Below are 15,476 nucleotides of genomic sequence, written 5' to 3' on the forward strand. Positions count from 1 at the left end.
TGCTTACTCCATATAAGTAAAAGTAGTTGTATAAACACTTACGCTGTCATCCTCTAAATCTGTAGACGTTACAGTTCCTGTTGAAGGGTAATTTTGAGCATCATAAACATAATTAGCAACAATCTGATAGATTGGTGTTAAATCTTCATCTTTATACGTAATTTTTTTAATGTTATTTGTAGGTAATAATAATCTAGCTTGTACAATTTCTGGTGCTTGAACATCCATACTAAAGTTTAAATCTACATTATCCAACACATCAATAATTCCGGCAGCTTCTAGCGTGTAAAAAAATGGATTTGGTGTTGCGTCGTATTCAATTTCTGCAAAATATTCCACTACACTCATTGTATTGGCAACAAAGTCAAACTCTTCTTCTAAAAATCTAATACTAACAGGATTCATGTTACTATCATATTGCAAAACTTCTCCAGTTTCAAAAGCATCATAAGGCGATTCATACAATTCTTCTACATTTAATGTTTCACCTTCTCCTGTTACATTTGTTAAGTTGTCATTGTCATAAACTAATATGCTAGTTTCTACACCATCTGTGATGTTAGCGACCTGATTATTTCCGTTATAATTAATGGTAACAGATTGGTTTTCTGAAGCATCTTGAGCAGACACAACAGACAAATTAGTGATTAATTTAACTGATGCATTTTGATTTGCTTGGTTAAATTCTTCTGTAGCAGAATCTTCGCTACAGCTCATAAAAACAGCTAAAACAGTAAGTAATGTAATTTGTAATTTTAGTTTCATAAATAAATTATTGATTTATTAAATTATTAAATAAGTCACGAAAATAACAAAATTTACAAATTTAAGACTGCACCATGGATTTTATTTCGCTTCTATATTTTGATGCGCTTTTACCAACCACTTCGTTAAAGACTTTGTTAAAATGAGAAAAGTTATTAAAACCACATTCAAAGCATATATCTGTAATACTACTTTGGCTTTCTGTTAGTAATTTTGTAGCATAAAAGACACGATATTCGTTTACAAACTGCGTAAATGTTTTTCCTGTAATCTTTTTAAAATAACGACAAAAAGCTGGCACAGTAAGACTTACCTCCTGCGCTATTTGATCTAATGTAATATGATTTTGAAAATTTTTATTAACGTATTTATAAATTTTATCAATCTTATTAGTGTCTTGCGGTTGGGTTTCAAAAACGTAACCGTTTTCATTAAGTAATGTATAATCATTGGTTATTGCCAACAATTCTAGAATTTCTAAAAGTTTAGTAATTCGCTTTATACCTTCATACTTAGGAAGCTTTTCTATTTTAGGACCTACTATTTTTTTTATTTCTGGCTTAAACAGAATTCCCTTTTTTGCGCGCTCCAACAATTGCAAAACATTTTTCATTTCTGGTAACGCATTAAGCGCATCACCTAAAAATTGAGGATGAAATTGCACTAAGGTTTCTTTTCCTTTAGAAGTTAAACGGTCTGTAAATCCATTATGTGGCAAATTGGAACCAATTAATATTAACTGACTATTATTAAAATAAGACAAGTGATTACCTATATGTCGTCTTCCTTTTCCTTTATTAACATACACCATCTCTACCTCTGGATGAAAATGCCAAAATGCATCACTTCGTTTACGTTTTTTAGTTTTTTGAACCGCAATTATAGAGCTTCCAAAACTAGGTGTAATTTTTTTAAATGTAGGTTTAGTATTCACTGCATTAAACTTTTGACAAAATTACAACAACTTATAGTATGGTTGTATGCTAATTTAGCTTTAATATGTGTTATTTTAACCTATAACGTTTTCGTAATACGTAATTAAGTTAAAATAGCATATAAAGTTGCCAAATGACTTGTTATTAAAACTACTCTTCTATATTAACTTTGCACCTGTAATCCTTAAAAAGATTTAGATTATGAAAAAAATTATGAAACACATTTTAGCTTTAGCAATCGTATTTGCTACGCTAAGCAGCAACGCAACAGAAGCCGTAACTTTTACAAACAAAGAGGACGGAAAAACGTTATTAATGTTTGAAAACGTTAGCCAAGGTGATCAATTATTAGTTAAAGATGCTTTTGGAATTATTTTATATAAAGAGTCTATAGAAAAAAGCGGTCAATATAATAAGTCCTTTGATTTGACATCTTTACCTGATGGAAATTATATTTTTGAATTAGATAAAAAACATCAAATTAGAACTTACCCATTTAAAGTAGATTTATCTGTAGTTACTTTTAATAAAGCTAAATTAACGGTAATTAATAAACCTGTAGTTAGCGCTAAATACAATATGGTGTATGTGACATCAAACAACCAAAACCCTACAGATTATAAAATTGAAATTTTTTACAACACTAACGGAAGCTATTTTGAAAAAATACATACCGAAACCGTTAAAGATGCTATTAATTTTGGTAAAAAATTCAAATTATTAGAAGATAAAAAAGAAGATTATAAAGTCGTTATTACTTACGAAGGTCGCACATTTACATCAATTGTCAACTTTTAGTATTAGTATCCAAAAAACAAAAAAGACGCAATAATGCGTCTTTTTTTTGTTTAAAATTTAAAAAACTATTGTTTAGTTTCCAGGAAAATCTGCTTTACGTTTTTCTAAAAATGCAGTTGTACCTTCTTTAAAGTCTGCTGTACCAAAACAAGCACCAAATTCCTTAATTTCTATATCAAATCCATTAACACCATCTGTGTAGTTAGCATTTATTGCTTGAATAGCTTTACCAATTGCTACGCTTGAGTTACGCATAATTTTACTTGCTATTTTTTCGGCAAGAGGTATTAATTCTTCTAAAGCTACAACGTGATTAACTAACCCATAGTTTAATGCTGTATCAGCATCAATCATTCCTGCAGTCATAACCATTTCCATTGCACGACCTTTACCAACTAATTGCGGTAAACGTTGCGTACCACCATAACCAGGTATTACACCTAAACTTACTTCTGGCAATCCCATTTTTGCGTTATCACTGGCAATTCTAAAATGTGCTGCCATCGCCAACTCTAATCCTCCACCAAGCGCAAAACCATTGACAGCCGCAATAACAGGCGTTTGTAAATTTTGAACAAAGTCAAATAACATTTCCTGACCAAGCGCTGCTAATTTACCACCATTTTCAACAGTAAAATTTGCAAACTCGCTAATATCTGCTCCTGCTACAAATGCTTTTTCTCCGCTTCCGGTTATAATAATCACCTTAGTGTCTGCGTCTTTATTTGCATTATCAAATGCATGATGAAGCTCAGTAATAGTAGCCTTATTTAACGCATTTAATTTTGAAGGTCTATTAATTGTAATAGTTGTTATTCCGTTTGCTGTTTTAGTAAGTATGTTTTCGAAATTCATATGTAAATGTTTTAATATTCTTTTGGAAATGAAACCGTAAAGGTTGTTCCAACATCTTTAACAGATGTAAAGGTAATTGTTCCTTGATAGGTTTCTACTATATTTTTTACCATTGCCAAACCAAGACCCATTCCGCTAGACTTTGTTGTAAATTTTGGCTCAAAGACTTTGTCTTTATTTTGATCAGAAATCCCTATTCCGTTATCCGAAATGGTTAAAACAACGCGATTGTTATCCTCAAATACTTTTACAATAACTTGAGGTATCCTATCATCTGGAATAGCTTGTATTGCATTTTTAACTAAATTGGTAATCACTCTAATTAATTGGGTACGATCAAATTTGGCAATAATTTCGTCTTTTTCTGGTGCAAACTGGATATAATCTTCATTAAAAATATCCAACGCTAAGTCTACAATTTTAACCACATCAAGTAGTTCGTTTTGTTGTGCTGGCATTTTAGCAAAATTAGAAAAAGCACCTGCAATTGCACTCATAGTATCAATTTGCTGTATTAGTGTTTTACTATACTCATCCAATTTTTGTACTATATCTGGATCTTCTGGATTAAACTTACGCTGAAAACTTTGAACTGTTAAACGCATTGGTGTTAATGGATTTTTAATCTCATGAGCTACCTGTTTAGCCATTTCTCTCCAAGCTTGTTCGCGCTCGCTTTTAGCAAGCTTAACAGCACTTTCTTCTAACTGATCAATCATGCTATTATATGCTTTTACTAAAGTAGAGATTTCTTCTGTTGTACTTTCAATTTCTATCTTTTCATTACGTTTTTCTAAACGTGTTTGATTCATTTTATCACTAATAGTTTTTAATGTTTTAGTTATATATTTTGACAAAAAATAAGCTAAAACAATTGCTATAATTAACATTAAAAGGTAGGTATATCCCAAACGCTCAAAAAATTCATTTAACTCTTTAGATAAAAAGTCGTCATTTTCTAAATAAGGTAAATTTAATATGGCTAGTGGTTTAAATTTCTCATCGACAATGTAGGTATAAGACGATCTAAAACTTTCTCCTTTTTCTTCTCTTAACTCGACAAATCTATGCGTAGTGGTATTAGATAATGTATTAAGCGCTTCCGCTTTTACGCATTTTTCTGCAATATCATAAGGCAATGCTGCTTTGGAAGAAATTAGCAAGGACCCTTCTAAATCGTACAAGTTAACCTGAAGTCCATGTACGTTAGCTATTTTATAGATTTCATCTTTAAAAATTAAGGGTAACTTTTCTGGAACCACCTCAAAAGAGGTTTCTTTAATAATAAAGTTAATGTGACGTTTTATGCTAATTTCTTTTCTTTCTAAACGTAACTTATGGTAATCTTGAGTTTCTTCGCTATACTGATAAGCAGCAACTAATGCAATTAAAATGGATGCCAAAAGGACCAAAAAAATCATCGCAAAAAAGATGCGAAGTCGTAAAGAAAGTCTAGTAATTTTCATTGTTTAAATATAACAATAATCACACCAAAAACATAAGATTTAGCAATGCTTAGATTAAGCTTTTGGATTTTTCTCTCTGATGCGCTTATAAACCTTAAAGCCTAACATAAGTAAAACCCCTAAAACAAAAATACCTATAACGCCAAACATCCAATTTATGGCACTTTTAAGTATTACTAAAAAGACAACTGCAAAAAGTATAAATGTGGCACCTTCATTATACATACGCATAAAATTTGAAGATTTTTTAACCACATCATTTTGTAATTGTTTAAAGTAAATATGTGTTTGAAATTGATATAAAAATAACAATACCACAAAGGTTAACTTAACATGCATCCAAGGTTGCTGCAACCAAAACGGTTGTAAAATTAATAACCAAACTGCAAAAATTGTAGCTAATATAGCACTAGGCCAAGTAATAATAAACCACAAGCGTTTAGCCATAAGCTTTAACTGCTCACCTAAAATTTCTTTATCTGGAGAGGGTTTATAAAATGCTTCTATTTGATAAACAAATAATCTTGGTATATAAAATAAACCAGCAAACCACGTGACTACAAATATGAGATGTAATGATTTAATGTAATTATAGTACTCCATAGTTTTTTTTAAAAATAACTAGTTAAATATAGGCAATTACTAATTTAATTTAAGCCTTACTTCCCTACGTAAAAAGAAAGCGGTTACGATTGTAGATAAAATATCCGAAATTGGAAAGGACACCCAAATACCAAATTCGCCAAAATACATTGGTAATATATACATCAAAGGAATAAAGAAAATAGCCTGTCTTGTTAATGTTAAGAATAACGCAGGTAAAGCCTTCCCTACTGCCTGAAAATAAGCAGCTCCAATTAACTGAATTGCTAATATAGGAATGGCAGCAAAAGCCCAACGCATGTTGTTTGGTGTAACTTTTAAAACCTGTATATCTGTTGTAAATAATTTAGTAATAGCTTCTGGAAACAACATTAAAATAGCAAAAACTATAGTTGCTAAAATAGTCGCATATTTAATAGCAACATAAATTACCTGTTTAACACGATCATACTGCTCTGATCCATAATTGTAACCTGCTATAGGAATAAATCCTTGCGTAATACCAAACACAGGAAATAACGCAAACATACTCATCCTTCCTACAATTGCATAGGCTGTTACAGATGTTTCACCACCAAAATCAAACAACGTATTATTAACTAGTAAAAAAGTAACACTAACTACAGCTTGTCTTGATAGGGTTACAAAACCTAACGAACCGATTTCGGCAACTATTTTTTTATGTAATTTAAAATGAGAAACGTTTATTTTTAATTCAGAATTATCTGATAAAAAATACCAGAAAATAAACAAAAATGACACGATATATGAGCCTGTTGTAGCCCAAGCAGCACCAGACATTCCCATATCTAATACTCCAATAAAAATATAATCTAATACTAAATTTCCAACGGAAGGAATTAGCATAGCATACATTGCAAATTTGGGTTTACCTTCTGCACGTATTACACTATTACCCATCATTACAAAACCCAAAACAGGAACTCCGTACAGGATAATCTCGTAGTACACTTTTGCTGGATCAAAAATAGCACCTTTACCTCCAAAAGCAGGAATTAATTGATCTACAAAATAAAGCCCCAAAGCAGCAAAACTTACAGTAAATAACAATGTTAAAGAGACTTGATTACCAAAGGTTTTTAAAGCTTTTTCTTTATTGTCTGCACCTAAAGCACGAGAAATAATTGAAGAACCTCCAATACCAATACTCATCCCTAAGGCAGCAATAAAAAAAGAGACTGGTAGTACAACATTTATAGCTGCAATTGCTGTAGACCCAATCCATTGACCTACAAAAATAGTATCCACTAAAATATTTAGTGACATTACCAAAATACCAATAGATGCAGGCACTGCTTGTTTTATCAAGAGTTTGCTTATGGCTTCTGTCCCTAAGTTTGAAGATTTGCTTGTCTGCATTATCCCTTAACAGCAGTTTTAGACCAATCGTTAATCCAATCTGCTAATAAGTTTACCCAATTTTGATCTGTATTTAAACAAGGTATTGTTGTAAAGCCCTCTCCTCCAACTTCATGAAAAATTTCTTCTCCTTCCATTGCTATTTCTTCTAAAGTTTCTAAACAATCGCTAACAAAAGCAGGTGTAACAATCGCCATATTTTTTATGCCTTGTTTACCTAAACGTTCTATAGTACGATCTGTATAAGGTTGTAACCATGGATCAAAACCTAATCTAGATTGAAACGAGGTAGAATACGTATTGTCTTCCAAACCTAAATATTGTCCAACTAATCTGGTAACCTCTTTACATTGGTGTCTATAACAAAACTCATGTGCTTTACTTGCGGTTTCGCAACAACTACCATCAATTTTACAATGTCCATTAGTAATATCGCTTTTTCTAATATGTCGCTCTGGAACACCATGATACGAGAATAATAAATGCTCGTAATTTTTACCTTGTAAATGACCTTTAATAGACTCGGCTAACACTTTAATATAATCAGGCTTGTTATAAAAAGCTGGTAAGCTATCAATTTTTAAATTAGGAAAATTGGCTTGTCTAACCTCCTCTGCTAACACCAAAATGGTTTCGGTAGTTGCCATAGCAAATTGAGGATATAACGGAATTAAAAAGACTTCTTCCACACCTTTATCAACCAATTCTTGAAGCCCTTTTTTAATAGTCATACTTCCGTAACGCATAGCTAAAGCTACCGGAAAGTCTACTTTTTCCTGAACCTTATCTTGTAACTGCTCTGAAAGCACAATTAATGGTGACCCATTATCCCACCAAATTTTCTGGTAAGCTTTTGCACTTTGTTTAGGTCTAGTGTTTAAAATTATTCCTTTAACTAAAAGCGTCCTAGCCCAAAGCGGAACATCTATAACACGCTCGTCCATTAAAAATTCTCCCAAATATTTTTTAACATCTTTTGGAGTCGGACTTTCTGGTGACCCTAAATTTACAAGTAGTATTCCTTTTTTCATCTGTTATCTTTTTCAGATGCAAAAATACAACTCTAATTTAAAATATATAATAAACTTAAGACGTTGATTATACTTATAGCTTATTATAATATAATCAAAATCTTTCAGTTAAAATTAAGTTTGATATATTTACGAGTAGATATTATTAATATATGAAAAATTACATATTTGCACTTTTCTGTGCAATTTCATTTACCTCTCTTTCACAAAATCAAAATAACGATCAAAGTTTGCTTTGGGAAATCTCTGGAAACAATTTAACTAAATCGTCATATATTTATGGCACAATGCACGTTAGTGCAAAAGTTGCTTTTAGACTAGATGATGTTTTTTTTAAGGCTTTAGAAAACAGTGAGAGCATTGCTTTAGAGTCTGACCCTTCCACTTGGTTAGCTTTTAATTACCAGACAACGACTTTAACTCCTCAAAATTACTCTCAGAGTTATGACAAAAATTTTTACTCAACACTTTTTGGAATAGAACATCCAGAGGAAGTTGCCATTAGAGGTAGTATAAGATCTGATAACAGAATGATTAATGGCTATCTGTATCGTAAAGATGGTTATGCCGATAATTTTGAAGAAGAAACCTACTTGGATATGTTTATTTATCAAGCTGGTAAAAAGAAAAATAAAGCCATTTATAGCTTAGAAGATATTGAAGAGTCTCGCTATTTAGTATCGAAAGCACAACGTAACGCAAGAAAAAACAAAATAGACCCTTGGTTAACTAAATTGTATGAAAAAGAAAACCCATATCTAGTTCAAGAAAACACTTATAGAGATCGCAATTTAGCTTTGTTAGACTCTATCGGAGTTGCTTCCAACACTGAGTATTTTAGAGAAAACATGTTGTACATACGCAATGCCAATATGGTACATGTTTTAGACTCATTAATGCAATCACAATCCGTATTTGCAGGTGTTGGCGCTGCACATTTACCAGGAAATAAAGGGATGCTAAAAATGCTTGAAGACAAAGGTTACACAGTAAAACCTTTACTATCTAAACAAACGACTGTCGCACAAACCAAAAAAGAACAAATTGAAGCATTTATTGCACCAACTAGCATTACAAAACAAAGTACACCTGATGGTTTTTTAACCCTAAAGGCTTTTACGGAACTTTATGAGTTTTATTATGGTGGTCAAAAATATTACATATCTCCAGACATGACCAATGGTGCGTATTTAACTATTAGTAGGTTTAATACTTTTGATTATTTACCAAACGACAAAGAAATTTCTTTAGATAGATTAGATAATTTTTTATTTGAGGATATTCCTGGAGATATTATCAAAAAAGAAATACTATCCAATCCGTATCCAGGTATCAGTATTTTAAATAAAACTAAAAAAGGTGACTATCAAAAATATCATATATACAAAACACCTTTAGAAGTAGTCGTGATAAAATTTGCTGGTCAAAAAGAGTATGTTTTAAAAAATGAAGCACCAATATTTAAATCTATAAAATTTAAAACACCAACAAATACATTAACAACCTTTACCTCTGCTTACAATAAATACAAGGTTAATTTTCCAGAATACCATACCACAGATAACGTCCAAAATGCAGGACAAAAATTAATCCAAGGTAAAATAAAAGACGATTATTATTTTGTAAAAGAAGTCGCTTTTAACGATGTATACTATATTGAAGAAGATAAATTTGAAGCTAAATATATCGTCACCAACTTTTTCAAAGATTTTGAAATTGAAGATTCTACAGGAGAGTACAAAAACAACAAATATTACAGTTATGAAGGTGTAGCAAAAAAGGACTCAACGTCTTTAGAAAACATCCACTTAAAAAGTATAGTAAAAGACGGAAGCTACTTTTTATTAGGCTATATTGGTACTAATAAACAATTAGCAGATAACTTTTTTAAATCCTTTAAATTTACACCTATTAATCAGGAAGGGTTTACAAAAATAATTGACACATCGTTACATTTTTCTGTAGTCACTAACACAAAATCAACGCCTCCATACGACTATTACAGCTATAGTACACCTAAAGATTACGAAGAAAAAACTAAGCGCACCACTTACTATTCAAAATCAAATGAGCAAGTATACATAAGCAAACTAAAATTTCATGATTTGCAGATGTACAAAAATGTAGATAGCCTATGGAATGAAATTGATGCAGAATTAAAAGCTGTTGAAAAAATTGACGGATTCAAAAAATATAATATTTCTGACAAGAAAAAGTATAAAAAAGATAATCAGTATGTTTATGAGTACACCTTAAAAGACTCGTTAAGTGCAAAAGCAATCTTAGTAAAAAACATACTTAATAAAGGTGCTCTTTTTGAAATTAAAAGCCTAACGGACACGCTATCAAAACCAACACCTTTTATCGCTAATTTTTATAATACATTTCAACCTTTAGACACGTTGTTAGGAGAATCTGTTTTTAGTGACAAAACTGAACGTTTTTTTAAAGCACTACGTGATAACGACAGCATAGTATTTAAAGCAAAAAACAAAGTGAAGTTTAATAAATCTAACGCAAGTACTATGATAGATTTGATTAAAAACTTTGATTTTCCGGATAATAAAGAAGATTTTAAAACTTTTTTAATTTCAGAATTGGCAAAACTTGAAGACCCTAGAACAGATGCTTTTTTAAATAATTTATACGAAGAGTCTTACTCTAAACCTGATATTCAAAACACTATTTTAAGGTCACTTTTAAATAAATCAACAAAAAAATCTTATGCTACTTTTTTAGATCTACTTAATAAAGACCTACCCTTAAGTGGATCTATTAGCTCAATGTTTTATAATTATAACGACTCGTTAGCGCTTAAAAAAACACTTTTTCCTGACCTATTAGAATACACATCAATTGAGGAATATAAAGAGCCTATTTACGAGCTGTTAGCAAAATTAAAAGACAGTAGTATTATTAAAACAAAAGCTTATAAAAAATACAGAAAGCAATTAATAAAAGATGGTAAAATAGAAGTTAAACGAAGCTTAAAATCTAAAGCAAGTTATAATTATAGATCTTACAGTAGCTCATTATATGCTTTTGTAAAATTAATTTTTCCGTTTAGAAAAGAAGCCGAAGCTAAAAACTTTTTCAACAAACTATTAGATAGCGACAATGTTACTGCACTTACAACATATTATGTATTATTAGAAGAAACTGGAGAAGCAATACCAGAAAAATTAAAAGAAAAAACAATAGACGACTATAAAAACCAAGCCAACTTAGTAGACAAAATGTATCGTAAAAAGCTATACAAACCGTATCTAACAGAAAAAATTAGTCAAGAAATGTATGCTAAATCTAGTTTGTTTGGAAACACAACTATCGAAAAAGAAAGAGATTCTATTCATTTTTTAGGCAAAAAAACCTTTAAAACAGACGACGATCAAGAGGGAGACATGTATTTTTATATGTTAGTACAAAAAGAGGATAAGGATGAAACCAAACGTTTATATTATGCAGGCTTTTTAAAATCTAAAACAAAAGACAGGCTCCAGACTGAAGTCTATTACGACTCTGGTTACAGTGGTAATTATATCGATCAAAACGAGGAAGAAGATAAATTAATGAAAGATGTTTTAGACCTAGTTATCCATAAAAACCGCAGACGACTGGACGATAGTGGTTACTAAACAAACAAAAAGCGCTTAATAAATTAAGCGCTTTTTTTTATATGGACTGTATATACTTTTTAGGAGTAATACCATACTTTTTTTTAAAAGCAGCGATAAAATGGCTAGCCGTACTATATCCAACACGCAAACCAACCTCGTTAACATTGTGCGAACCTGTCTCTAAAAGCTTTCTTGCAACCTCCATTTTATAATCAAACAAAAAACTAAAAACAGAGTCTCCATAAATCTGCTTAAAACCTTCTTTTAATTTTTTAAGCGATAAATTTATTTCTTCAGACAATTCTTGTAAAGTTGGTGGCTCTGCCATTCTAGCAATTACAATATCTTTGGCTTGCTTAATTTTAGCAACATTAGATTCATCTACTAAAAAGGGACACTGATCAATATTAGCATCCTCTCCTCTATTAAAATACAAGCTAAGTAACTCATATGCTTTTCCTTTAAAATACAAGGTTTTAATAGATGAGTTTAAGTTATAATTAATAATTTGATTTAATGCAATAGCCATAGATGGCGAAATCTTTCCATCCTTGTAATATTTTTTATCCTTATTATCACTACTTAAAAACGTGATATAATCGGCTTCTTGAGAAAACAAACCATGAAACTTTTTTATAGATATTAAAACAGAAACCAACCAACAATCAGGCTTTACATGTAGATTAATTGGCAAGTCTTTTTGCGGATTATAAAGCAGCAATGAGGTTTCTTCAGCAATATTTAAAACGTAGTTACCATTGTTAAATATAAAGTCACTATTACCCTTTAAACAAAAATGAAATTGAATAAAACCACTATCAATAAAGCGCTCAACAATCTGATTATTAGACGTTTCATTTTGATAAGTTAAAACAAAAACATCCTGATCAACCTGTGTTTCGTTAAACGAACCTTCAGCGACATTTTTAAGATCTTTAATAAGTGCCATAAAATTATTTTATTTAGATTGATTCTAAACAACAAGCTTTAAAACCATTGATTTCACTACAAAAATATGATAAATATCATTGTTACGTTAAAATAACGATTAAAAAACCACAATCGTTATTAAAAGTTCTTTTAGCGTTACTTTTTAAATAATATACAACATAAATTTGCTAACAATAAAGTCCCAGTCAGGTAAATGGAGCACTATCACATGTCAACAGGCACATATTTTTACGCGTTAGGTTTAAGTTATAAAAAGGCAGATGCAGAAATTAGAGGTCATTTTAGTTTAGATGAATCTTCTAAAGAAGCCCTTTTAAACCAAGCTAGATCAAACGGAGTAGAAAGCCTAATCGTAACGTCAACTTGCAATCGTACAGAAATTTACGGTTTTGCAGAACACCCATATCAATTAATTCAACTATTGTGCGATAACACAAAAGGAACTGTTGAAGAGTTCCAAAAATTTGCATATATCTATAAAGGCAAAGAAGCTATTTCGCATTTATTTAGAGTTGGTTCTGGATTAGACAGCCAAATTTTAGGAGATTTTGAAATAATTGGACAGCTTAAAAAAAGTACCATCGAATCTAAAAAACATGGCTTACTAAACCCTTTTATTGAGCGTTTAGTAAACTCTGTAATTCAAGCAAGCAAACGCATTAAAACCGAAACCGAAATTTCTTCTGGTGCAACAAGTGTATCTTTTGCTTCTGTTCAATACATTTTAAATACTATTGAAGACGTAACCAACAAAAACATACTATTGTTTGGTACTGGTAAAATTGGACGTAACACCTGCGAAAATTTAGTTAAGCATACTAAAAACGAGCAAATCACATTAATAAATCGTACCAAAGGAAAAGCAGAAGCTGTTGCTGGTAAATTTAATTTAGTGGTTAAGGATTATGCCAACCTACAAGAAGAAATAAATGAAGCTGACATTTTAATTGTAGCTACTGGAGCACAAAACCCAACGGTTGATAAACAACTAATTCAATCTAAAAAAGACTTATTAATTTTAGATTTATCTATTCCTAAAAATGTAGACGAAAACGTAACAGATTTACCTAACGTAAAACGTATACATTTAGACGATTTATCGCAAATTACCGATGAGACTTTAGAGCGCAGAAAACTTCAAATACCATTAGCAGAAAGTATTATAGAAGACATCAAAGCTGACTTTATAGGTTGGTTAGAAACTAGAAAGTTTGCACCAACAATCAAGGCATTAAAACATAAACTACAAGGTTTTAAAAATGCCGAGTTAGATACGCAACGCAAAAAAATGGCTAACTTTAACGAAGAACAAGCCGAAATTATAAGTAATAAAATTATTCAAAAAATAACCAATCATTTCGCTCATCATCTAAAAGATGATGCTTTCTCAACAGACGAAAGTTTGGAATTAATAAAAAAAGTGTTTCAATTAGAAAACACCGCAAAGCATGTCTAAAATAATTAGAATCGGAACTCGTGATAGCGAGTTAGCTTTATATCAAGCAAAAGCAGTACAAAGTCAATTACAAGCATTAGGTCATCAAACTGTATTAGTCCCTATAAAATCTACAGGAGACATCGTACTTGACAAACCACTTTACGAGTTAGGTATTACAGGAATTTTTACACGTACTTTAGATATTGCCATGCTAAATGGAGATATTGATATTGCAGTACATTCCTTAAAAGATGTACCAACACTACTGCCAAATGGCATTGTACAAGCTGCAGTATTAAAACGTGGTAATGTTAGGGACACTTTAGTCTTTAAAAACAACGAAGAGTTTTTAGGGTCAAGAGAGGCAACCATAGCAACCGGAAGTTTACGTAGACGTGCACAATGGTTAAACCGTTTTCCAACACACACCTTAGTAGATTTAAGAGGAAATGTAAACACTAGATTACAAAAACTAGAAGATAGCGATTGGAATGGAGCTATTTTTGCGGCTGCAGGTATTGGTCGTTTAGACTTAAGACCAGAAGACGCTGTTAATTTAGATTGGATGATTCCTGCGCCTGCACAAGGTGCAATAATGATTGCTGCTTTGGCTGACGATGAAGAAACCCTAACAATCTTATCACAAATAAATCATCAAGAAACTGAAATTTGCACCAAAATAGAACGTGCTTTTTTAAACAAACTTGAAGGTGGTTGCACTGCTCCAATTGGTGCTTTAGCCTTTATTAAAGATGAAGAACTAACTTTTGAAGGGATACTTTTAAGCAAAGACGGAACTAAAAAAATACAGGTTAAACGCGTTAAAGCAGTAGGAGAACATCATGATATTGCAGAGTGGTGCGCCAATTACATTTTAGATCGTGGTGGTAACCGTTTAATGGACGAGCTTAAAGAGTCTCATATACCAACAAACATATATTCTACCAAATCATTAACTGAAGATCAACGCTTTTTATTTAACGAAAAAGTAAAAGCAGAAAGCTCTGATTTTGTAAAGATTAGTTTAAATAGAATACACCCAAGATTTGTTAAAAACGAAATAAAAAACGTAGTTATAACTAGCCAAAATGCTGTTGAAGCATTATTAAATAATTATTCTGCCATAGAGCTTCAATTTAAAAACATATACTGTGTAGGTCGTCGTACCAAAAAAATGATTGAAAAGCGTATTGGTAAAGTCACTCACACTGAAAAAAACGCAAAAAAACTAGCGCAATATTTAGTAGATTTTATTGAAGGCACAGAAGTAACTTATTTTTGTAGCGACTTAAGATTAGATGATTTACCATCAATTTTAAAAGAAAACAATATCACAGTTAACGAGGTTGAAGCTTATCAAACCAAGCTAGATAGCATCAGTCTTCCAGAAAGTGTTGAAGGTGTTATGTTTTACAGCCCATCAACAGTACAAAGTTATAAAAAAGAAAATGATGCTAATGGTATTGCTTTTTGTATTGGCGAAACTACCGCTAAAGAAGCAAGCAAACATTTTAAAGATGTACGTATAGCAAAAGTACCAACGGTAGAAAGTGTAATAGAGTTAGTAAACCAACATTACATGTCATAGTCCGCCAAAAGGACAACATAAAGTATCAAGTAATAATAATTTAAAAGAT

Annotated in this window: 12 protein-coding genes; 4 read left to right on the plus strand and 8 right to left on the minus strand. The window is 31.2% G+C overall.

All coding sequences use genetic code 11. The features are described from left to right. Positions 1–3 precede the first annotated feature (3 nt). The gene (locus tag WNY60_RS06440; protein ID WP_145004648.1) at positions 4–765 is read right to left on the minus strand and encodes a hypothetical protein; all 762 of its coding nucleotides are present in this window, start codon (positions 763–765) and stop codon (positions 4–6) included. A 61-nt stretch (positions 766–826) separates the two neighbouring features. Beyond that, a complete protein-coding gene (locus WNY60_RS06445; RefSeq protein ID WP_342861886.1) occupies positions 827–1,699 on the minus strand; it encodes an AraC family transcriptional regulator in 873 nt (290 codons plus the stop codon). 202 nt (positions 1,700–1,901) lie between these two features. Between WNY60_RS06445 and WNY60_RS06450 the strand changes: the two genes are divergently transcribed. Next, on the plus strand, positions 1,902–2,498 hold the full coding sequence (locus tag WNY60_RS06450) for a hypothetical protein (protein ID WP_342861888.1): 597 nt from the start codon (positions 1,902–1,904) through the stop codon (positions 2,496–2,498). A 72-nt stretch (positions 2,499–2,570) separates the two neighbouring features. Here the strand turns inward: WNY60_RS06450 and WNY60_RS06455 are convergent, their stop codons facing one another. Genes WNY60_RS06455 through hemH form a run of 5 tightly spaced genes read right to left on the minus strand, consistent with a single transcriptional unit; the run spans position 2,571 to position 7,833 of the window. Further along, positions 2,571–3,353, minus strand: coding sequence for an enoyl-CoA hydratase-related protein (locus tag WNY60_RS06455; RefSeq protein WP_342861890.1), 783 nt, complete (start codon positions 3,351–3,353; stop codon positions 2,571–2,573). An 11-nt stretch (positions 3,354–3,364) separates the two neighbouring features. Continuing rightward, positions 3,365–4,819, minus strand: a complete 1,455-nt coding sequence (locus WNY60_RS06460; protein ID WP_339807593.1) for an ATP-binding protein — start codon at positions 4,817–4,819, stop codon at positions 3,365–3,367. Between the two features lie 54 nt (positions 4,820–4,873). Next, the gene (locus WNY60_RS06465) at positions 4,874–5,422 is read right to left on the minus strand and encodes a CopD family protein (RefSeq protein WP_339807592.1); all 549 of its coding nucleotides are present in this window, start codon (positions 5,420–5,422) and stop codon (positions 4,874–4,876) included. A 39-nt stretch (positions 5,423–5,461) separates the two neighbouring features. Then, a complete protein-coding gene (locus WNY60_RS06470) occupies positions 5,462–6,802 on the minus strand; it encodes an MATE family efflux transporter (RefSeq protein WP_342861892.1) in 1,341 nt (446 codons plus the stop codon). Then, positions 6,802–7,833, minus strand: a complete 1,032-nt coding sequence (gene hemH / locus WNY60_RS06475) for a ferrochelatase (protein ID WP_342861894.1) — start codon at positions 7,831–7,833, stop codon at positions 6,802–6,804. Before hemH ends, WNY60_RS06470 begins: the two co-directional genes overlap by 1 nt. Positions 7,834–7,985: 152 nt before the next feature. On the opposite strand from hemH, the gene WNY60_RS06480 reads away from it, so the two are divergent. Continuing rightward, positions 7,986–11,468 carry a TraB/GumN family protein gene (locus WNY60_RS06480; RefSeq protein ID WP_342861895.1) on the plus strand — a complete coding sequence of 1,161 codons (3,483 nt, stop codon included), beginning with the start codon at positions 7,986–7,988 and terminating at the stop codon, positions 11,466–11,468. Between the two features lie 37 nt (positions 11,469–11,505). On the opposite strand, the gene WNY60_RS06485 is transcribed toward WNY60_RS06480, so the two are convergent. Beyond that, a complete protein-coding gene (locus WNY60_RS06485; protein WP_145004675.1) occupies positions 11,506–12,399 on the minus strand; it encodes an AraC family transcriptional regulator in 894 nt (297 codons plus the stop codon). A 195-nt stretch (positions 12,400–12,594) separates the two neighbouring features. Here WNY60_RS06485 and hemA point away from each other — a divergent pair, with 195 nt between their 5' ends. Together hemA and hemC are read left to right on the plus strand one after the other, a co-directional pair. Further along, positions 12,595–13,857 carry a glutamyl-tRNA reductase gene (gene hemA, locus WNY60_RS06490; RefSeq protein ID WP_145004678.1) on the plus strand — a complete coding sequence of 421 codons (1,263 nt, stop codon included), beginning with the start codon at positions 12,595–12,597 and terminating at the stop codon, positions 13,855–13,857. Then, entirely contained in the window at positions 13,850–15,427 is a 1,578-nt protein-coding gene (hemC, locus tag WNY60_RS06495) for a hydroxymethylbilane synthase (protein WP_342861896.1), read from the plus strand. The genes hemA and hemC overlap by 8 nt, the downstream gene beginning before the upstream one ends. The last annotated feature ends 49 nt before the right edge of the window (positions 15,428–15,476 follow it).

This window comes from Olleya sp. AS48 (assembly GCF_038900355.1).
In the GTDB taxonomy this organism is placed as follows: Bacteria; Bacteroidota; Bacteroidia; order Flavobacteriales; family Flavobacteriaceae; genus Olleya.

Coding starts and splice junctions, on each gene's coding strand:
- WNY60_RS06440 (WP_145004648.1), bottom strand. CDS start 765: ATGAAACTAAAATTACAAATTACATTACTTACTGTTTTAGCTGTTTTT.
- WNY60_RS06450 (WP_342861888.1), top strand. CDS start 1,902: ATGAAAAAAATTATGAAACACATTTTAGCTTTAGCAATCGTATTTGCT.
- WNY60_RS06455 (WP_342861890.1), bottom strand. CDS start 3,353: ATGAATTTCGAAAACATACTTACTAAAACAGCAAACGGAATAACAACT.
- WNY60_RS06460 (WP_339807593.1), bottom strand. CDS start 4,819: ATGAAAATTACTAGACTTTCTTTACGACTTCGCATCTTTTTTGCGATG.
- WNY60_RS06465 (WP_339807592.1), bottom strand. CDS start 5,422: ATGGAGTACTATAATTACATTAAATCATTACATCTCATATTTGTAGTC.
- WNY60_RS06470 (WP_342861892.1), bottom strand. CDS start 6,802: ATGCAGACAAGCAAATCTTCAAACTTAGGGACAGAAGCCATAAGCAAA.
- hemH (WP_342861894.1), bottom strand. CDS start 7,833: ATGAAAAAAGGAATACTACTTGTAAATTTAGGGTCACCAGAAAGTCCG.
- WNY60_RS06480 (WP_342861895.1), top strand. CDS start 7,986: ATGAAAAATTACATATTTGCACTTTTCTGTGCAATTTCATTTACCTCT.
- WNY60_RS06485 (WP_145004675.1), bottom strand. CDS start 12,399: ATGGCACTTATTAAAGATCTTAAAAATGTCGCTGAAGGTTCGTTTAAC.
- hemA (WP_145004678.1), top strand. CDS start 12,595: ATGGAGCACTATCACATGTCAACAGGCACATATTTTTACGCGTTAGGT.
- hemC (WP_342861896.1), top strand. CDS start 13,850: ATGTCTAAAATAATTAGAATCGGAACTCGTGATAGCGAGTTAGCTTTA.